This window comes from Plantactinospora siamensis (assembly GCF_042434095.1).
Lineage (GTDB): Bacteria > Actinomycetota > Actinomycetes > Mycobacteriales > Micromonosporaceae > KBS50.
This window is the reverse complement of record NZ_JBHLUE010000016.1, coordinates 624,357-642,972: the sequence shown is the minus strand read 5'-3', so window position 1 is coordinate 642,972 and position 18,616 is coordinate 624,357. Positions and strand designations below refer to the sequence as shown.

Annotated in this window: 15 protein-coding genes and 1 riboswitch; of the genes, 5 read left to right on the top strand and 10 right to left on the bottom strand. The window is 76.0% G+C overall.

Annotated elements, in window-relative coordinates:
- Positions 1-57 precede the first annotated feature (57 nt).
- Complete coding sequence (mgrA, locus tag ACFFHU_RS20310; RefSeq protein ID WP_377341117.1) at positions 58-1,053, bottom strand: L-glyceraldehyde 3-phosphate reductase; 996 nt, start codon at positions 1,051-1,053, stop codon at positions 58-60.
- A gap of 73 nt (positions 1,054-1,126) precedes the next feature.
- Between mgrA and ACFFHU_RS20305 the strand changes: the two genes are divergently transcribed.
- Positions 1,127-1,765 carry a TetR/AcrR family transcriptional regulator gene (locus ACFFHU_RS20305; RefSeq protein WP_377341115.1) on the top strand — a complete coding sequence of 213 codons (639 nt, stop codon included), beginning with the start codon at positions 1,127-1,129 and terminating at the stop codon, positions 1,763-1,765.
- A gap of 22 nt (positions 1,766-1,787) precedes the next feature.
- Here ACFFHU_RS20305 and ACFFHU_RS20300 read toward each other — a convergent pair whose 3' ends face one another.
- From ACFFHU_RS20300 to ACFFHU_RS20290, 3 genes are all read right to left on the bottom strand, one after another.
- A complete protein-coding gene (locus ACFFHU_RS20300) occupies positions 1,788-3,275 on the bottom strand; it encodes an FAD-dependent monooxygenase (protein WP_377341113.1) in 1,488 nt (495 codons plus the stop codon).
- Positions 3,276-3,394: 119 nt separating this feature from the next.
- Entirely contained in the window at positions 3,395-4,453 is a 1,059-nt protein-coding gene (locus ACFFHU_RS20295) for a DNA polymerase III subunit beta family protein (RefSeq protein WP_377341248.1), read from the bottom strand.
- A 125-nt stretch (positions 4,454-4,578) separates the two neighbouring features.
- Entirely contained in the window at positions 4,579-5,760 is a 1,182-nt protein-coding gene (locus ACFFHU_RS20290) for a saccharopine dehydrogenase family protein (RefSeq protein ID WP_377341112.1), read from the bottom strand.
- 142 nt (positions 5,761-5,902) lie between these two features.
- Between ACFFHU_RS20290 and ACFFHU_RS20285 the strand changes: the two genes are divergently transcribed.
- The gene (locus ACFFHU_RS20285; RefSeq protein ID WP_377341110.1) at positions 5,903-8,707 is read left to right on the top strand and encodes a helix-turn-helix transcriptional regulator; all 2,805 of its coding nucleotides are present in this window, start codon (positions 5,903-5,905) and stop codon (positions 8,705-8,707) included.
- Positions 8,708-8,772: 65 nt separating this feature from the next.
- Here ACFFHU_RS20285 and ACFFHU_RS20280 read toward each other — a convergent pair whose 3' ends face one another.
- From ACFFHU_RS20280 to ACFFHU_RS20265, 4 genes are all read right to left on the bottom strand, one after another.
- Complete coding sequence (locus tag ACFFHU_RS20280; RefSeq protein ID WP_377341109.1) at positions 8,773-9,327, bottom strand: DsbA family protein; 555 nt, start codon at positions 9,325-9,327, stop codon at positions 8,773-8,775.
- An 84-nt stretch (positions 9,328-9,411) separates the two neighbouring features.
- A complete protein-coding gene (locus ACFFHU_RS20275; protein ID WP_377341107.1) occupies positions 9,412-10,086 on the bottom strand; it encodes a BON domain-containing protein in 675 nt (224 codons plus the stop codon).
- 466 nt (positions 10,087-10,552) lie between these two features.
- Positions 10,553-10,924, bottom strand: coding sequence for a hypothetical protein (locus tag ACFFHU_RS20270; RefSeq protein ID WP_377341106.1), 372 nt, complete (start codon positions 10,922-10,924; stop codon positions 10,553-10,555).
- A 241-nt stretch (positions 10,925-11,165) separates the two neighbouring features.
- Positions 11,166-11,588, bottom strand: a complete 423-nt coding sequence (locus ACFFHU_RS20265) for a hypothetical protein (protein ID WP_377341104.1) — start codon at positions 11,586-11,588, stop codon at positions 11,166-11,168.
- A gap of 527 nt (positions 11,589-12,115) precedes the next feature.
- Here ACFFHU_RS20265 and ACFFHU_RS20260 point away from each other — a divergent pair.
- Together ACFFHU_RS20260 and ACFFHU_RS20255 are read left to right on the top strand one after the other, a co-directional pair.
- Entirely contained in the window at positions 12,116-12,475 is a 360-nt protein-coding gene (locus ACFFHU_RS20260; RefSeq protein ID WP_377341103.1) for an STAS domain-containing protein, read from the top strand.
- 181 nt (positions 12,476-12,656) lie between these two features.
- Positions 12,657-13,217: a hypothetical protein gene (locus ACFFHU_RS20255; protein ID WP_377341101.1), complete on the top strand. Its 561-nt coding sequence runs from the start codon at positions 12,657-12,659 to the stop codon at positions 13,215-13,217.
- A gap of 70 nt (positions 13,218-13,287) precedes the next feature.
- On the opposite strand, the gene ACFFHU_RS20250 is transcribed toward ACFFHU_RS20255, so the two are convergent.
- Both ACFFHU_RS20250 and ACFFHU_RS20245 read right to left on the bottom strand, forming a co-directional pair.
- The gene (locus ACFFHU_RS20250) at positions 13,288-14,355 is read right to left on the bottom strand and encodes a coiled-coil domain-containing protein (protein ID WP_377341099.1); all 1,068 of its coding nucleotides are present in this window, start codon (positions 14,353-14,355) and stop codon (positions 13,288-13,290) included.
- A 3-nt stretch (positions 14,356-14,358) separates the two neighbouring features.
- Positions 14,359-14,488: riboswitch (cyclic di-AMP (ydaO/yuaA leader) on the bottom strand.
- A gap of 143 nt (positions 14,489-14,631) precedes the next feature.
- Complete coding sequence (locus ACFFHU_RS20245; protein ID WP_377341098.1) at positions 14,632-15,543, bottom strand: cation diffusion facilitator family transporter; 912 nt, start codon at positions 15,541-15,543, stop codon at positions 14,632-14,634.
- A 315-nt stretch (positions 15,544-15,858) separates the two neighbouring features.
- On the opposite strand from ACFFHU_RS20245, the gene ACFFHU_RS20240 reads away from it, so the two are divergent.
- Positions 15,859-18,516, top strand: coding sequence for a leucine--tRNA ligase (locus ACFFHU_RS20240; protein ID WP_377341096.1), 2,658 nt, complete (start codon positions 15,859-15,861; stop codon positions 18,514-18,516).
- Positions 18,517-18,616 lie beyond the last annotated feature (100 nt).

The following is an 18,616-nucleotide window of genomic DNA, read 5'->3' as shown; positions in this document are numbered from 1 at the left end:
CCGAGCCAGCAGATGAATGGACTGTCATCGCACCGGCCGCGCATCGCCGGCCGGCGGTCAGGCGCCGGCGAGGATGCGGTCCAGCTCGGCGAGCTCGTCCGAGCCGAGCTTGGCGTTGGCCAGCGCGTCCACGTTCGCGGTCAGCTGGTCCACGCTGCTGGCCCCGATGATCAGGCTGGTCATCCGCGGGTCCCGCAGCGCCCACACCAGGGCCAGCTGGGCCAGCGACTGCCCCCGGCCGGCGGCCAGCTCGTTGAGGTCCCGGACCACGGCCATGGTCTTCGGACTCAGGTCGCGTTCGGAGAGGAAGTCGCTGGTGCGTACCCGGGAGTCGGCGGGGATGCCGTTCAGGTAGCGGTCGGTGAGGACGCCCTGGGCCAGCGGGCTGAACGCCACGCAGCCGGCGCCCGCGTCGGCCAGCGTGTCGAGCAGCCGGTCCCGCTCGATCCACCGGTTCAGCATCGAGTACGACGGCTGGTGGAGCAGCAGCGGCGTGCCGAGGTCGCGCAGGATGGCCGCGGCCCGGGCGGTCTGCTCGGCCGAGTAGTTCGAGATCCCGACGTACAGCGCCCGGCCCGACCGGACCGCGGTGTCCAGCGCGGTCATCGTCTCCTCCAACGGCGTGTCCTCGTCCGGCCGGTGATGGTAGAAGACGTCAACGTAGTCCAGGCCCATCCGGCGCAGCGAGGCGTCGAGGGAAGCCAGCAGGTATTTCCGGGAACCCCATTCGCCGTACGGGCCGGGCCACATCCGGTAGCCGGCCTTGGTGGAGATGATCAGCTCGTCGCGGTACCGGCCGAGGTCGGTGGCCAGCACCCGGCCGAACCGTTCCTCCGCGCTGCCGGGCGGCGGACCGTAGTTGTTGGCCAGGTCGAAGTGCGTCACCCCGAGGTCGAAGGCCCGCAGCAGGATCTCCCGCTGCTGGTCCAGCGAGCGGCCGTGGCCGAAGTTGTGCCAGAGGCCGAGCGAGATGGCCGGCAGCGACAGGCCGCTGCGGCCGGCCCGGCGGTAGGTCATCGAGTCATAGCGTCCGGGCGCGGCGAGGTAGGTCACGGACCGAGGGTAGTGCCCGGCGGGCAGCGCGGGCGATCGCCCGGCTGTGTGGCGTCGCGGTAGCATCGCCGGCGTGACCGCCGAGGGGGCCGCCGGGAGGCCGCGGGTGAGCCGCGGCGACGATCCCGCCGGCCCGCGGGGCGACCGGCCGCCGCTGCGCAAGTCGGACCGGACCCGGCTGGCCATCCTGGGCGCCGCACGCCGGCAGTTCACCGCGGTCGGGTACGACAAGGCCAGCGTGCGGGCGATCGCCGGGGAGGCCGGCATCGACCCGTCGATGGTGATCCGCTACTTCGGCAGCAAGGACGGGTTGTTCGCGGCGGCGCTCGCCGTCGACCTGGCGCTGCCGGATCTGGCCGCGGTGCCGCCGGCCGACCGCGGCCGGGCGCTGGCCGAGCACTTCGTGCGGCGCTGGGAGGGCGAGCTGCATGACGACGCGCTGGCGCTGCTGCTCCGGTCGGCCGCCATCAACGCGGCGGCGGCCGAACGGGTCCAGCAGGTCTTCGCCGACCAGCTGGTCGGGATGATCGCCGGCCTGGCGCCGCCCGCCGAGGCGCCCCGGCGGGCCGGGCTGGTGGCCACCCAGGTGCTCGGCCTCGCGCTCTGCCGGTACCTGCTCCGGCTGCCGCCGGTGGTCGCGATGGCGCCCGCCGAGCTCGCCCGGTGGGTCGGCCCGACCCTGCAGCGCTACCTCTGCGACCCGCTGGATTAGGGCGCCCCGGCCCGCCCGGGGGTCACGCCGCCGGCACCGCGCCGGCCGTCCGGTCCGGCGCCGGCAGGGTCGCGGCGAGGCTGACCGGCGGCGGCGTCCCGGCGTCGGTCGCCACCCAGCTCAGGTGGCCGTCCGGCCGCACGAGCAGGCTGCCGGGCCGCCCGTCGGCGCGTACGGCGGTGGTGAGCGAACCGGCCCAGCCGGCCGGCGGCTCGATCGGGGCGGGGCCGTCCGGGGCGACCAGCACGAACCGGCCGGAGCGCAGCGCCGCGTACAGCCGGTCGGGGCCGCCGGCCGCGGCCCGCAGCGGCAGGTCGGGCACCCGGGTCCCGACCTCCGGGTGGGCGCCGGCCGGCGCCGGGTAGCGGGTCCCGATGCCGGACAGCCGCAGCGCGAGCCGGTCGTTCACCGCCGGGATGCCGGTGGCGATCCGGGCGACCAGGTTCCGCGCCACGAGCCGCGGCCCGGCGCCGATCAGGGCGCCGCGCAGCAGCGCGCCGCTGGTCCGCAGCACCTCGGCGCCGACCGGGTGCCGCTCGGCCTGGTACGTGTCCAGCAGCGCCTCGGGCGCCGCGCCGCGCAGCACGGCCGCGAGCTTCCAGCCGAGGTTGGCCGCGTCCTGCAGCCCGGTGTTCATGCCCTGGCCGCCGGCCGGCGAGTGCACGTGCGCGGCGTCCCCGGCCAGGAACACCCGGCCGGACCGGTACGCCGTGGCCTGCCGCTCGTCGCTGTGGAACCGGGACATCCACCGCGCGTCGTGCATCCCGAAGTCGGTGCCCAGCGCCTCCCGGGTGAGCGTGGCGATCTCCGCCAGGTCCACGGGCGCGTCGTCCGGCAGCTGCCGGGCCCGGTCCCAGGCGATCACGCGGTACCAGCCGTCGCCGAACGGCGCGAGAAAGGCGAAGGCGCGGCCGTCCGCGTTCACCATGAGCACGTCGGGCGGCTGCTCGGCCAGCCGGACGTCGGCCAGCATCACCGACTGCACCGCGGCGTGCCCGGGGAAGTCGATCCCCAGCGCGGTCCGTACGCCGCTGCGGACGCCGTCGGCGCCGACCAGGTAGCGGGCCCGCAGGGTCCGCGTGCCGGCCGGGCCGCGGACGGTGGCGCGTACTGCGTCGGGGTCCTGGTCGAGGCCGGTCAGCTCGGCGCCGTTCTCGATCCGGGCGCCCGCCGCCGCGGCCCGCCGGGTCAGTGCGGCCTCGGTGTGGTACTGCGGGGTGACCAGCAGGTACGGGAAGCGGGTGGGCAGCCGGCCCAGGTCGAGCTGCGCGTCACCGAACAGCCGGAGCCGGCGCAACCGCTGGCCGGTGCCGAGCAGTTCCTCGGCCAGCCCGCGGGCGTCGAACAGCTCCAGGGTGCGGGCGTGCACGGCGAACGCCCGGGTCAGGTTCGACTCGTGCGTCCGCCGTTCCAGCACCGTGCAGGAGACGCCGGCGGCCGCCAGGTCGCCGGCCAGCAACAACCCGGTGGGGCCGGCGCCGGCGATCAGGACCTCGGTGTGGATGTCCATGGTTGACTCCCTCCAACATTTGCCAACGCTTGTTGACAACGGTAACCGCCGATGGAGGGAGGGTCAACGAATGTTGAGTTTTTCCGGTGCGAGCGCCGTCACTCCGGCGGTCAGGGCAGTCAGTCCAGGCGTACCGGCATCAGGATCGAGTAGCCGGCGGCGCCGTCGGCGCGGATGGCCAGCGGCCGGATCGGGCTGTCCAGCTCCAGCACCAGCTGGCCCGGGCCGCCCGCGTCCAGCGCGTCCAGCAGGAACTCGCGGTCCACCGCCACGTGGCCGTCGCCGGCCGCGGTCGCGGCCGCCTCGGGCGATCCGATCGGGGCCGCCGGATCCGCGGTCAGCAGCACGACGTTCCGCTGCTCGCCGTTGTGCTCCCGGACCAGCGTCCGGCCGGACCGGACCGCGTCCCGCAACGCCGACCCGTCGATGGTCAGCCACGGCCGGCCGGTCGGCAGCTCGCGGAGCAGGCGGGTGACGTCCGGGAAGTCGCCCTCGACGGCCGTACCGGTGAGCCGGCGTCCGGCCACGGACACCGCCAGGTCCGTCCCTCCGGCCTCCACCAGCACCTCGCCGTCGGCGGCCGGCAGCAGCTCGCGTACCTGATCGATCAGCCCGGCCGGCGCGGTGAGCCGCAGCGGCGGCCCGGACCGGTCGGCCAGCGGCGCCGCGGCTACGGCCAGCCGGTAGCGGTCGGTGGCCACCAGCCGCAGGCCACCGTCGATCTCCTCCAGCAGGACGCCGTGCATGGCCGGCAGCTCCGGGTCGGCGCCGACCGCGAAGCGTACGGCGTCCAGGGCGGCGGCCAGCGCGCTCGCGCGCACGGTGAATCGGGTGCTCATCGGGGTCTCCTCGCGGATCAGCAGGGCATGGACGCGGGAGAGTTCGCGGCGGGCGTCGGCGAGCCCGTCCTCCAGCCGGCGCAGGTGCGCGTCCAGCAGCGTCCGGACGGCGTCCGGATCCCGCCGCCCGGCCAGCACCAACCGGATCTCGGCCAGCGGCATCCCGACCCGGCGCAGCCCGGCCAGCAGCCGGGCCGGCCCGACCTGGTGGTCGGCGTACCAGCGGTAGCCGGTCTCCGGGTCCACGAACGTCGGGACCAGCACGCCCGCGCCGTCGTAGAACCGCAGGGCGCTGACCGACAGGCCGCTGGACCGGGCCAGCTCGCCGATGCTGCGCATCGTTCTCTCCACGACGAGGGATCCTGGGGCCTCGACAAGGTCGAGGGTCAAGCCTGCCGGCCCGGCGTCAGCCGGCCGGCTCGAACGTTGCCGGCGTCAGCCGGCCGGCTCGCACGCGGCCGGCGTCAGCCGGCCGGCTGATGCGTGCGGAAGCCGATCCCGGCCCGGTCGAGCCGGCCGATCAGGGCGTCGCCCATGGCCACCGCGGTGGTGACCTGCCCGGCGGTCCGGGGCAGGTCGTCCAGGGCCAGGCACAGCGCCGCCTCGCCCAGCATCTTGGCCGTCTCGTCGTACCCCGGATCCCCGCCGGTCACCTCGGTGACCACCCGCCGGCCGCCGCCGGCGCCGACGAACCGGACGGTGAACCAGCTCCTCGCCCGGCGCTCCGCCGACGGCCCCGCGCCGGCGGCCATCCGGCCCAGCAGCCAGTCCCGGGCCGGCGGGACCCGCATCGTGCCGGCCACGCCGGCCAGCCCGGCCACCGTGGCGGCCGCCATGTGCAGGCGCCGGAACGCCGCGTAGTGCGAGTAGGTGAAGTCCGGCCCGTACGCCGGCAGGGCCGCGGCGGACCGGCGGATCACCTGCGGGTCGATGGTCGGCAGCGGCAGCGCCCACCAGCCCGCCTCGGCCACCCGGCCCGGCCGGCCGGGCACCGCGCGTACCCGGCGGTCCGCCGGCCGCGGCTCGGCCCGGCGGCGGGCCCGCCCCACGGCGGCCGTCTGGCGCTGCCGGGAGATCGCCAGCAGCGCCGAATGGTAAGTCCCGGCGGAGAACCGGCCGCCGACCCGGACGTAACCGGCCAGCCGGATGGGCACGTCCCGGGGCAGCTGGCGGACCGTGTAGTACGCGCCCAGGTCGTGTGGGACGGAGTCGAAGCCGCAGGCGTGCACGAGCCGGGCCCCGGTGGCCTCGGCGGTGGCGTGATGCCGCAGGTACATGTCGTCGACGAACTCCGGCTCGCCGGTGATGTCCAGGTAGTCGGTGCCGGCGGCGGCGCACGCGGCCACCAGCGGCTCGCCGTACCGCTGGTACGGGCCCACGGTGCTGGCCACCACCCGGCTCTCCGCGGCCACCCGGGCCAGCGCGGCGGGATCGGTGCTGTCCGCGAGCACCAGCGGCAGCTCGGCCAGCGCCGGGTCGTCGGCGGCCAGGTCGGCGCGCAGGGCCGCGAGTTTGTCCCGGTTCCGGCCGGCGATCGCCCAGCGCAGGCCCGGTGGGGCCGTCCGGGCCAGGTAGCGGGCCGTCAGCCCGCCCGTGAAACCCGTGGCGCCAAACAGGACGAGGTCGTACGAACGGTCAGCGGGCACACCGCAGTCTGCCACGGGTGCCGGACGCCGGCGGCGGCTCACCCCGGGCTCGTCCGCAAGGGGTGAACCGGCCCGGGCCGGGTAATCCGGGCCGCCGGCCGGTCGGCGTACCGGTCCCCGCCCCGCCAGGAGGTGCCCGCAGGTGTTCCAGGACGTGCGCACCGAGACCGCCTCGCCGCCCCTGCTCGCGGCCCGGCTCGACCCGGCGCCGGTGCCGGAGACGCTGATCGACCGGGGCCGGCTGCACCGGCTGCTGGACGCCGGCGCGGCCGGACCGGTGACCCTGGTCCGGGCGCCGGCCGGCTGGGGCAAGACCGTGCTGCTCAGCGCCTGGCGGCGGGCCGGCGGCGGCGGGCCGGCGGCCTGGCTGACCCTCGAGCCGGCGGACCCGCCGGACCGGTGCTGGGCGTACCTGGCGGCCGCGCTCGCCGACGGACCGCCGGACGGTACGGCCGGCCGGGCCGACCTGCCGGACCGGCTCGCCGAGGCGGTGGCCCGGCGCCCGGAGCCGGTGGTGCTCGTGCTGGACGACGCCCACCACGCCGGCCCGGACCTGCAGGACGGCCTCGACCTGCTGCTGCGGCACTGCCGCGGCCGGCTGCGCCTGGTGCTCGGCGCGCGCACCGATCCGGCGCTCGGGCTGCACCGCTGGCGGCTGAGCGGCGAACTCACCGAGCTGGGCGCGGCCGAGCTGGCGTTCACCGCGGCGGAGGCCGGGGAGCTGCTGGCCGCGCACGGGGTCCGGCTGCCGGCCGACCGGGTGGCGGAGCTGGTCGAGCGCACCGAGGGCTGGCCGGCCGGGCTGCGCCTGGCCGCGCTCGCGCTGCGGGACCATGCCGACCCCGACCGGTACGCGGCCGAGTTCGACGGCGACGACCCGGGGGTGGCCGGATACCTGAGATCAGAGGTGCTCGGCGCGCTGCCGGCGGCCGACCGGGAGGGGCTGCGGCGCGCCGCGGTCGCCGACCGCCTCTCGGCCGAGCTGCTGGCCACGCTCGCCGCGCCGGCCGGTGGCGCCGGCCCGACCGGCCCGGCCGGTGGCGCCGGCCCGACCGATCTGGCCAACGGCCCGACCGACCCGGCCGGTGGCGCCGGTCCGACCAGCCCGGCCGGTGGCGCCGGTCCGATCGACGCGGCCGGCGGCGCCGGTCCGATCGACCCGGGCGGGCTGCTCGTCCGGGCCGAGCGGACCGGCTTCGTGGTTCCGCTGGGCACCCGGCCGGCCACCTGGCGCTGCCACCGGCTGCTCGCCGGGCTGCTCCGGTCCGAACTGGCCCGGCTGCCCGAGGCCGAGGTGCGGGACCTGCACTGCCGGGCGGCCGGCTGGGCGGTCCGGCACGACCGGCCGGCGGAAGGGTTGCGGCACGCGCTGGCCGCGGAGGACCCGGGCCTGGCCCGGCGGATCCTCCGGGAGCACTGGCCGGAGCTGGTGGCCGCGGCGCCCCGGACCGAGCCGGGGGCGCCGGCCCCGACCCCGCCCGCGGACCTCGGCGCCGACCCGGAGCTGGCCCTGGCGTACGCGGCGGATCGGCTGCGCGACCGCGACCCGGTGGCGGTGGAGGCCGTCCTGGGCCTGATCGCGGGCCGGTCCGGCGCCGGCCCGCGGGACCTCGACGTACCGGTGATCCTCGCGGCCCTGCGCCTCGGCGCGGCGCGGCTCGGCGGCGACGCCGAGCGGCTCGCCGGCGCGGCCCGGCTGCTGCTCGACGCGGCCGAGCTGGCCGACGATCCGGCCGCCGCCGCGGCCGCCCGGGCGCTGGCCGGCACGGCCCTGGGCTCGCTCCGGCTCGGCGCCGGGGACTTCGCGGCCGCGGAGGCCGAGCTGGCCGCGGCCGCCGGCGCGGCCGGCCGGGCCGGGTTGGCCCGCGTCGAGCTGGCGGCCACCGGCTGGCTCGCGCTGGTCCGGGCGGTCCGGGGCAGCCTGCGGAGCGCCGGCGAGAGCGCCCGGGCCGCGCTCGCGCTGTCCGGTGGCGGCGACCGGTCGGCCGGGGCCGACTGCGCGCCGGCGTACCTGGCGTTGGCCATGGTGGCCACCGAGCAGGACCGGCCGGCGGATGCCGCGGCCCACCTCGGGCTGGCCGACGGCGCGGTCGATCCGGCGGCCGAGCCGCTGGTGGCGGCGCTCGGCGAGCTGGCCCGGGCCCGGCTGCGGGCGGCCGGGGCCGACCTGGTGGGCGGCTTCCAGGCGGTGCAGGCGGGCCGGCGTGCCCTGGCCGGCCGGCCGAGCGGGCTGGCCGAGCCGGCGCTGCTGGCGGCCGAGGCGGAGCTGCGGGCGGCCAACGGCGATCTGGACACGGCCCGCTCCCTGCTGGTCCCCGCGGTGGAGGCGGCGGGCGAACCGGTCGCGCCGGCGCTGGCGGTGGCGCTGGCCCGGGTCCGGCTGCTGGCGGGCGATCCGGGCGGCGCCGCGCGCACGTTGCCGGACTGGACGGGTCCGGCCGCGGCCGGTTGGCCCGTCCCGGTCCGGCTGGCGGCCGGGCTGCTGGCCGCGCTCGCCGCCCGGGCCGGCGCCGGCGACGGCCGGCCCGGGCCGGCCGGGCAGCTCGGGCAGGTCGGCCGGATCGTGGAGCGGGTGCTGGACCTGGCCGAGCCGGACGGCTACCGGCTGGTCTTCACCCGATCCAACCCGCCGGTCCGTGACCTGCTCGCGGCGCACCGCGACTCCGGTACGGCGCACTGGCCGATGCTGGACGAGCTGCTGGCCGCGGGCGACGCAGGGACCGCCGTGGAACCGGCGGCGCCGGCGGCCCTGGGCGAGCCGCTGACCGACCGCGAGCTCACCGTGCTGCGGTACCTGCAGAGCATCCTGTCCAATGTGGAAATCGCCAGCGAGTTGTCGCTTTCGGTCAACACGGTCAAGACGCACGTGCGGAACATCTACCGCAAGCTCGACGCGCGCCGGCGCCGCGAGGCGGTCCGCCGGGCCCGCGAGCTGCACCTGATCTGAGCGAAGGAAGGGCCCCCTGTTATCGCTTTTTGTATAGCAGGGGCCCCTTCTTAACGCCGGGCGGGTCAGGCGCCGCCGGCCGCGTCGACGGCGGCCAGCAGGTCGGCCAGCGCGTACCCGCCCTCGTGCCGGGCGCCGTTGACGAAGAACGTCGGCGTGCCGTTCACCCCGGTGCGGATGCCGCCCACGAAGCCGGCGCGGACCCGGTCGAGCCAGCGGTGCGCGTTGACCTCGGCCGAGACGGTGTCCACGTCGACACCCACCTGCTGCACGCCGAGCGACAGGTGCACCGGGTCCAGCTGCTCCTGGTGGTCGAACAGCCAGTCGTGCAGCTCCCAGAACCGGTCCCGGCCGCCCGCGGCCTCCGCCGTCTCGGCGGCCATCTCCGCGTACGGGTGGACGTTGACCAGCGGGAAGTGCCGGTAGACCAGGCGTACCGTGTCGGCCCGCTGGCGCAGCAGATCGCGCAGGTTGCGGACCGCCGCGCCCGAGTGCGGGCACTGGAAGTCCGCGTACTGGACGATCGTCACCGGGGCGTCGACCGGGCCGCGGCTGTGGTCGTCGGCGGTTGCCGGCACCTTCAGCCGGCCCATCGTGACCTGGAGCGGAGTGCTACTCATGGCGGTACCTCCGCGGTGCACGTCGATGGTTGGGATGCTCGTACCGGTCCGGGCCCGGACCCGTCCGTCCGGCCCGGATGGAACTCACCAGCGGACGATCAGCTCGTTGCGCACCTCCGTGACGCCGGGGCCGGACCAGGCCACCCGCTCGGCTTCCTCGCGTTCCAGCCGGGACCGCACGCTGCCGTGCAGCCGTACCACGCCCTCGGTGACCTCGATGCCGATCTGGTCGGCGTCCGCCGAGACCGTCCGCAGCAGGGCGGTCAGCAACCGGTGCCGCAGCTGTCCGGCGGACGGCCGGACCCGGGGCTGGACCCGGATGCCGGTGGTGAGGCCGCGTACGTCGGTCAGCCGCCGGACGGACCGCTCGGCCGCCCGTCGCTGGTACTCCCACTCGACCTCGCCGCGCAGCACCACCCAGCCGTTGGAGACGGTCACCGTCAGGTCGTCGGCCGGGACGAAGGCGTCCCACTCCAGCGCCCGGCGGGCCGAACCGGCCAGCTCCGCGTCGGTGCGGCCGGGGGAGTCCGGCGGCCGTACCTCGATGTCGTTGGCCACGGCCCGTACCCCGGACAACCGGTGCGCCGCGCGCTCTGCGGCCCATTTCCGGGCGTAGTTCTCGACCCGGCCGGTCAGGGCCACGACACCGTCGGAGACGGTCACGCCGATCCGGTTGGGCCGCAGCCGGGGCTCCCACTCCAGCTCGGCCAGGACGTTCCGCTGAATGGCCTCGTCGGTGCGGGCCATCGTGCTGACCATCGGTCGGCTCCCTCCGACTCGGGCGCGGCGGGCGCGAACCCGGCGCGGTCCGCGCGGGCGCGGCCGGGGCCACCCCGCGCCCTCCGATCGTCGCGCCGGGCACGGTGAACCGCCCTCACCCGGGCGGGGTGAGTCGCGCCCGAGGGTACGTGCCGACCCGTCCGTTTTACCGATGGGTGCCGCACCGGACAGCCTGTTCCGGCGGTCGGATCTGCGGCAGCCGGAGGCCGCTCGGCAGGATGGCATGGAGAATGGTTGCGTTCGGTGAGCGGAGCGCGACAGCATGCGGCGGGGTGGCGGACGTCGTCGCCGGCAGTCCGGAGGTGGCGATGGACCGGCAGGCCGCGGGGCTGTTCGTCGCGATCGTGGCGGCCGGCCTCGGGCCGGCGCTCTGGGTGGGCAGCCTGCTCGCCGGCCCACCGGACCCGCCGACCAGCTCGCCCGACGCGGCCGTCACCCAGCCCGATCAGGACATCGTCCCGGCGGAGAGCACCGACGCCGCGCAGTCGCCCAGCGCCGGACCGGGCAGCGCCGGTCCGCGCCGCGGTGCGCCGGTCACGCGGTCGCGGGCGGCCACCGGCGGGGTGGGCGCGTCGGGTGGGGGCGGCAGCCGCGGAACCACTTCGGGCGCCGGTCCGGGCGGCCACCGGACGGCGCCGCCGGCGCCACCCACCGGCGTCCCGACGACCGCGCCGACCCGGTCGTCGGATCCGGTCGCCTCCTCGCCGGCCTCGTCCGCCGGGCCGCAGAGCTCGTCGCCCGGACCGGCGTCCAGCGGGGTCACCGAGGGCAGCGCTTCGCCCTCGCCGACCGGCGGCGCCGGGCCCACCGGAAGCACGCCGGCGAGCGGCAGCGCCCGCCCGGCCGACCGCGCGACGCGAAGTTCCAGCGCCCGGCCGGCCGAACGCGCGACGCGAGGTTCCGGCGCCCGCCCGGCCGGCCGGGCGACGCCGAGCGGCAGCGACCGGTCGAGCGGCGCGCCGAGTGAGCCGCCGGGCTCGGTCGGGACGGGTCGAGCGGGCTGATCCGGGCCGGAGGCCGCGCCGCGGCGGCGACCCGGCCCGGAGGACAGCCGTCAGTCAGTTGGCGGCCGCCGAGCCGGGACGGTCGACGTCCACGAACTCGACCTGGTCGCTCGAGCCGAGGGCGGCGTTGTCGCGGGCCATCGCCGTCCGGGCCGCGGTCCCCGCGGCCCAGCCGATGGCCGCGCCGATGAGACCGGCGCCGATGAGGTAGCCCCAGGGGAGCCCGGGGCGCCGGCCGGCGAGCGCGTCGAAGGCGAGGCTGGCTCGCTGCCAGGCCTCGTCGGCAACGGTGCCGACGCGGTCGCGCGCGTCGTCGGTGAGTCCGGCCGTGGCCGACCTGGCCGTCTTCGCGGTGTCCAGCGCGGTGTCCCGGACGGTCTCGCCCGCCGAGTTGACCGCGGCGACCAGATGGTCCCACGCCTGGTCGGCGATCCGCTCGGTCCTGCTCCGGCGGTCCAGCAGGTTGGTTCCGAACATCGGTGGTTCCTCCTCGGCTGCCGAACGTCGCTGGCCACTTCGGACAGAGGCGTTCTGTTCGGCGCGGTTTGCGGGTGCTGCATCCGAGGTGCCCGCGCACGCTGGGTGGCAAACTCGCGATCACCGCCGGAGCGGTGGGCTCGAAGAGCGAGAATACCAGCACGATCCGGACATGCGGGGCCTCGCCGCCCGACCGGCGCGCGCGGAAGCCGACGGTGGCGAGCGCCACCCGGCCCGATCATCGGCCCTGATCATCCGGTCGGCCCACGGCGGCGGCGTCGGCTGGCGTCGGCATTTTCGGCTGGCATCGTGGCCGTGGGCGGTTAGGGTGGGAGCCCGTGGCCGGCGGCGTGGGGTCCGCCGGTGTCGGGGAAGATTGGGCGAGTTGCCCGGAAATGTACGGGTGATTCGCGGTCGCGGCCTAGATTGCTTCCCCGGAGGGGTGGCGACCTGCGTTGCCGAGGAATACGCTCGGTCGCGGCCCGCGTACTTAGAAGCGCCCGGTACGGGCGAGTGGAGGTGCTCGCGTGAGCCTGTCGATCAGCACGTCGATCCTGCCCGGTGGCATCGTGGAAATCTCGCCCGAGGGAGAGATCGACGTCGACACGGCATACGAGGTGCGCGAGGCGATCGCAGGCGTGCTGGCCAAGGGCCGACCCTCCCGGATCGAGCTCAACATGTGTCGGGTCGGCTTCATCGACTCGGTCGGCATCAGCGCGATGGTGAGCGGCTTCCAGATGGGCGAGGTGAGCGGCGTCCGGCTGGTCGTGACCCAGCCGAGCCGGTTCGTCCACCGGCAACTCTGGGTGACCGGGCTGCTGGGGCTGTTCGGCGCGCCCGAGCCCTATTTCGCCGGGGTGCCCGAGGCGCCCGTGCACAACGGCTGAGCGGCCGACGTCTCCCGGGGCATCGGCCCCGCCGGCTACGCCCTCGACGTGGCTACGCCCCCCGACGCGGCTACGTCCCCGACGCGGCTACGTCCCCGACGCGGCTACGCCCCCCGACGTACTCTGACGGTCGCCCGCGGGACCACGACCTCGCGCCGGTCGAGGCGGCAGCATCGGTCGCATGAGGGTTCCGCCGCGCATCCGTAAGACCCTGCTGACCGCGCACGTGGCCACCTCGGTGGGTTGGCTGGGCGTCGATCTCGCCCTGCTCACCCTGGGCATCGCCGGTCTGGCCGGCGCGGACCGGGACGTCGTCTATCCGGCCGCCGCGCTGCTGGCCACGCTGCTGTTCGCCCCGCTCTCCGGCGCGGTCTGGTTGATCGGCGTGCTGAACGCGCTGCTCACCCCGTGGGGACTGGTGCGCCACCGCTGGGTCGTGGTGAAGCTGCTGATCACCAGCGCCATGCTCGGGCTGGTGCTGTTCGTGCTGCTGCCCGCCGTGCGCGGGCTCGGCGAGCTGGGCGGGGCGGCGCCGATGCGGAGCCGGATCGATCTGGTGGTCCCGCCGTCGGTGTCGTCCAGCCTGCTGATCTTCATGACGGCCGTGTCGAGCTTCAAGCCCTGGGGGCGGACCCGCCGGGGCCGCCGGAACGTCCGCGCCGCCGCGCCCGTGCGCCCCGACGCCGCCGGTCCGCCCGCCGAACCCGTGGCGCGAGATCGTGGAGTTCTGTACCGGCCGTAGCCGGTACAGAACTCCACGGCCCGGAAGTCTCCGGCGTGGCCGACCGGGCCCCGCCGCCGGGAACGTGCGGTCAGTAGACCGACAGGTGTACGTGGTTCGTGTGATCGCTGGACGGGTCGCCGTTGCCGCCGCTGTACGCCTTCCAGCCGCTGCTGGGCAGCCAGATCCGCTTGAACCAGATCACGTAGAGCACGGCCAGCCGGTCGGAGTTCTTGATGAAGTACGCCGCGAGGTTGTTGCCGTACGTCTTGTCGGCGCCGCTGGCCACGCCCTCGAAGCCGCCCTTTGCCGCGGCGAAGTCGCAGGCCCGCCCCTTGGGGTGCTCACCGGACCCGCCGTTGCGGTGGCAGGAGACGAAGTGCGTGAAGCCCGCGGCCCTGGCCTCGTTCATCGCGTGCAGGGTGCGCGGGGTGATGCAGCCCGTGGTGGTCGGGTCGTTGACGCTGCACGACTCGGCCGGCCAGGAGCCGTCGGAGTTGCGCGGCGCGGCCTTCGCGACCGCCGTCGAGGTGCCGCCCGGGCTGCCCGTGTCGCCGGTGTCGCCGGACCCGGCGGTGCTCCGGCCGCGTGCGGCGACCGCGAGGGCCTGCTCGGCCTGCTGCTTGCGCTTGCCCATCACGGCGAGCTGGGTGCGCTGCTCGGCGATCTCCTTCTCCACCGCCTGCTTGGCCCGGCTCTCCTGGTCGCGGGTGTCGAGCAGCGCGCGCAGCTGCCTGTCCTCGTTGCTGGCCACGACCTGCAGTCGGGCCGCGGTGTCCAGGAAGCCGTCCGGTGAGTCGGAGTTGAGCAGCGCGGTGACCGGGCCGATCCGGCCGGTGCGGTACGCGGCGCCGGCCAGGTTCCCGACGGTCTGGCTGCGCATCCGCGCCTCGCCGTCGAGGCTGTCCAGGTGGCTGGCCAGCTCCTTCTGCCGCTTGGTCGAGTTGTCGAGCTTGGCCTTGGCGTCCAGGTAGCCGCGCGAGGCGGCGTCGAGCTGCTGTCGGAGGGTGTCGCTGCCGCCCTCGTCGTCGGTGCCGTTCGGCGCGGCCGCCAGCGCGGTGACCGGTCCCGCCGAGGCGGGGAGGGCGGGCACGGCGCACGACAGCGCCGCCCCGAGAAGCGCCGCGATGACGGCGGCGGTGCGTCGAGCAGGTGCCATGAAGCGTCCTTCCGTCAGCCGCCGACCGGGTTAGCTGACGGGTTCGGGACGGAAGATCCCTACCGCATGACGCGGATGCACCCCTGGTACGTGGTTCCCCGGCTCGCGTAGCGCGATTAGGCGGCGGCTTCTCGCAGGCGCCGGTGGGCGCCTACCGGCGAGAGGCCGGGGCCGAGTTTACGGGCGGGCGCGGGAGCGGTCCCGGTGGCCGCCCGGTGCGTCGGGCGGAATGTCCGAAAAGCCGGACCGGTCGGGTGAAAATTAAGGATCTCCTAATCACCAGTCGGTCCGGCCGCAGCCGTCGGGGCGGGCCTCGGGCTCCACCTGCAGCGTGGCGTGATCGATCCGGAACTCCTCGTGCAGCGCCGAGCGCGCCGCGGCCAGCACGTCCCCGAGCTCGGCGCCGGGCCGGACCGTGAGGTGGGCCGAGGCCACCTCCATGCCGGAGGTGAGGGTCCAGACGTGCAGGTCGTGCACGTCGGCCACCCCCGGCACTGCGCACAGCCGGGCCCGCACCGCCGGCACCTCGAGGTGCTCGGGGGCGGCCTGCACCAGGATCCGCACCGCCGCCCGACCCAGCCGCCAGGTGCGGGGCAGGATGAACAGGCCGATGCCCACCGCCACCAGCGGGTCGGTCCACCACCATCCGGTCAGCGCGATCAGGCCGGCGGCCATGATGACCCCCAGCGAGCCGAGCAGGTCGCCGAGCACCTCCAGGTACGCGCCGCGCATGTTGATGCTCTCCTGCGCCCCGGAGCGCAGCAGCGCGAAGGCCACCACGTTGGCAGCCAGGCCGAGCACGGCCACCACCAGCATCGGACCGGTCAGCACCGGGGACGGGTCGGTGAACCGGCGGACCGCCTCGGCCAGCACGTACAGGGCCACGCCGGACAGCAGCACCGCGTTCGCGAGGGCGGCCAGCACCTCCAGCCGGTAGAGGCCGAACGTCCGCTGCTGGTCACTGCCGGACCGCCGCGCCGCGGTGATCGCCGCGAGCGCCATCCCGATCCCGAGCACGTCGGTGAACATGTGGCCCGCGTCGGAGAGCAGCGCCAGCGAGCCGGTGGTGAAGGCCGCGCCGGCCTCGACCAGCATGAGGACGGTGAGCACGCCGACGGCGGCCCACAGCCGTCCCCGGTGTTGGCCCGCGGCGTGCACCGACTGCCCGTGGTCGTGACCCGCGCCCACCCGTCAACCCTCCGTCGTCGTCCGGACCCGTGGCCCAATGTATGCTCACATTGCTATATGTGCAACCGACGGAAAAGGGACGCCCGGCACGGGGGACGTTGCCGTACCCTGACGGCATGGGAACGCTTCTCCGCCTTACCGAGCCGCGCTGATCGCCGGGACCACCGACAGCGCGGCCGCCCCTCGTACCCGAGGGGCTTTTTTGTGCCCAGGACCCGCCCGGGCCGCGCTCCCGCCGATCGACCGCGCCGTGGTGGCCGCGCCCGACCCCGGGCCCGTCGATCGGCAGCAGCGAGAGCGCGAGGAGACCCGATCATGCGCGAGCACGCGCCGGCCACGTCCCACCACCGCGGCGAGCCGGCACCGACGTACGACGTCCGGGCCGTACAGGAGAAGTGGCTGAAGGTCTGGGCGGAGCTCGACCCGTTCCGGCGCCGGGACGACGGCCGCGAGCGGCGCTACCTGGTGGACATGTACCCCTATCCCTCCGGCGACCTGCACATGGGGCATGCCGAGGCGTGGGCGCTGGGCGACGTCATCGCCCGCTGGTGGTTCCAGCGCGGCTACGACGTGCTGCACCCGGTGGGCTGGGACTCGTTCGGGCTGCCGGCCGAGAACGCGGCCATCCGGCGCGGCGAGAACCCGGCCGCGTGGACCGAGGCCAACATCGCCACCCAGGCCGAGTCGTTTCGGCGGTACGCGGTCAGCTTCGACTGGTCGACCCGGCTGCACACGCACGACCCGGAGTACTACCGCTGGACGCAGTGGCTGTTCCTGACCCTGTACGAGCATGGCCTCGCGTACCGGCGCTCCTCGCCGGTCAACTGGTGCCCGGGCGACCGGACCGTGCTGGCCAACGAGCAGGTGGTGGGCGGCCGGTGCGAGCGGTGCGGCGCCGAGGTCACCCGGCGCGAGCTGACCCAGTGGTACTTCCGGACCACCGCGTACGCCCAGCGGCTGCTGGACGACCTGGTCGGGCTGGCGGGGCGCTGGCCGGACCGGGTGCTGGCGATCCAGCGGAACTGGATCGGCCGGTCCGCCGGCGCCGAGATCGACTTTGCGGTGCCGGGCCGGTCCGCGCCGGTCACCGTCTTCACCACCCGCCCGGACACCGTGTTCGGCGCGACGTTCCTGGCGGTCGCCCCCGACTCGCCGCTGGCCGCCGAGCTGGCCGAGCTGGGGTCGCCGGGCGCCCGGGCCGCCGGCGCCGACAATGCCGGGGCCGCGGGCGCCGCCGGCGCCGTGGCCGCCGGCCCGGACCGGCGGGCGGACCTCGACCGCCACCTGCTCGGGGTACGCCGGCTCAGCGAGCTGGACCGGCAGGCCGAGAGCCGGCCGGGCAGCGGTGTCTTCCTGGGCGTGTACGCGGTCAACCCGGTCACCGGTCGGCGGATCCCGATCTGGGCAGCCGACCACGTGCTGGCCGACCACGGCACCGGGGTGGTGATGGGCGTGCCCGGGCAGGACCAGCGGGACTGGGCCTTCGCCACCGCGTTCGGGCTGCCGATCGTGCGCACCGTCCAGCCGCCCGCGGACTTCGCCGGCGAGGCGTACCCGGGAGAGGGCCCGGCGGTGAACTCGGCGAACGACCGGCTCGACCTCGACGGCTTGGCCGTGGCCGAGGCCGGCGCGGCCGTGATCGGCTGGCTGGAGTCGACCGGCGCGGGCCGGGCGGCCGTCAGCTACCGGCTGCGGGACTGGCTGATCAGCCGGCAGCGCTACTGGGGCGCGCCCATCCCGATCGTCCACTGCCCGCGCGACGGCGAGGTGCCGGTTCCGCTCGACGAGCTGCCGGTGCGGCTGCCCGACCTGCGCGGCGACGAGATCCAGCCGGCCGGCGTCTCCCCGCTGGCCGCCGCCGACTGGGTGGCGGTGACCTGCCCACGCTGCGGCGGGCCGGCCCGGCGGGACACCGACACCATGGACACGTTCGTCGACTCGTCCTGGTACTTCCTGCGCTATCCCAGCCCGCACGAGGCCGGCCGGCCGTTCGATCCGGCCGCGGTCGACCGGTGGGGGCCGGTCGACCAGTACGTGGGCGGCAGCGACCACGCCACCGGGCACCTGCTGTACGCGCGGTTCGTCACCAAGGTGCTGCACGACCTGGGCCAGCTGCCGTTCGCCGAGCCGTTCCGCGCGCTGCTCTGCCAGGGCGAGGTGATCAACTCCGGCCGGGGGATGAGCAAGTCGCTCGGCAACGGCATCGACCTGGGCGAGCAGATCGGCGCGTACGGGGTGGACGCGGTCCGGCTCACCATGGTGTTCGCCGGGCCGCCGGAGGAGGACAAGGACTGGGCCGACCTGTCGCCCGGCGGGTCGCTGCGGTTCCTCCATCGGGCCTGGCGGCTGGCCGGGGAGGTCACCAGCGCGCCCGGCGCCGATCCCGCGGCCGGGGACGTCGAGCTGCGCCGGGTCACCCACCGGACCATCCGGGAGGCCGACCGGCTGTTGGAGCTGCGCCGGTTCAACGTGCTGGTGGCCCGGGTGATGGAGCTGGTCAACGCCGCCCGGCGGGCCGTCGACGCCGGCCCGGGGCCGGCCGACCCGGGGCCTGACGCCGGCCGGGGGCCCGACGCCGGCCGGGGGCCCGACGCCGGCCGGGGGCCCGATGCCGGCCGGGGGTCGGCCGACCCGGCCGTGCGGGAGGCGGTCGAGACCGTGGCCGTGCTGCTCAGCCTGGTGGCCCCGTACACCGCCGAGGAGATGTGGGAACGGCTGGGTCACCGCCCGACGGTGGCGCTGGCCGGCTGGCCGGCGGCCGATCCGGAGCTGGCGGCCGAGCCGGCCGTCACCGCCGTGGTCCAGGTCGACGGCCGGGTACGCGCCCGGCTGAGCGTGCCACCCGGCATCGATGAGGCCCAGCTGCGGGAGCAGGCGCTGGCCGACCCCGTGGTGGCACGCGCCGTCGGCGCCACGCCGGTGCGGGCCGTGGTGGTCCGGCCGCCCCGACTGGTGAACATCGTCCTCGGCTGACTCCGCCGTTCCCGCGATCTTGCACTTTCGGCCGCGACGAACCGGACTTTCCTCCGCGAGTCGGCGGCCCAAACTGCAAGATCGCGGGGGCGGGGCGGGG

Bases quoted from the DNA above. Each gene is read 5' to 3' on its own strand.
- ACFFHU_RS20300 (WP_377341113.1), bottom strand. From the start codon at position 3,275: ATGGACATCCACACCGAGGTCCTGATCGCCGGCGCCGGCCCCACCGGG.
- ACFFHU_RS20295 (WP_377341248.1), bottom strand. From the start codon at position 4,453: ATGCGCAGCATCGGCGAGCTGGCCCGGTCCAGCGGCCTGTCGGTCAGC.
- ACFFHU_RS20280 (WP_377341109.1), bottom strand. From the start codon at position 9,327: ATGAGTAGCACTCCGCTCCAGGTCACGATGGGCCGGCTGAAGGTGCCG.
- ACFFHU_RS20275 (WP_377341107.1), bottom strand. From the start codon at position 10,086: ATGGTCAGCACGATGGCCCGCACCGACGAGGCCATTCAGCGGAACGTC.
- ACFFHU_RS20265 (WP_377341104.1), bottom strand. From the start codon at position 11,588: ATGTTCGGAACCAACCTGCTGGACCGCCGGAGCAGGACCGAGCGGATC.
- ACFFHU_RS20255 (WP_377341101.1), top strand. From the start codon at position 12,657: ATGAGGGTTCCGCCGCGCATCCGTAAGACCCTGCTGACCGCGCACGTG.
- ACFFHU_RS20250 (WP_377341099.1), bottom strand. From the start codon at position 14,355: ATGGCACCTGCTCGACGCACCGCCGCCGTCATCGCGGCGCTTCTCGGG.
- ACFFHU_RS20240 (WP_377341096.1), top strand. From the start codon at position 15,859: ATGCGCGAGCACGCGCCGGCCACGTCCCACCACCGCGGCGAGCCGGCA.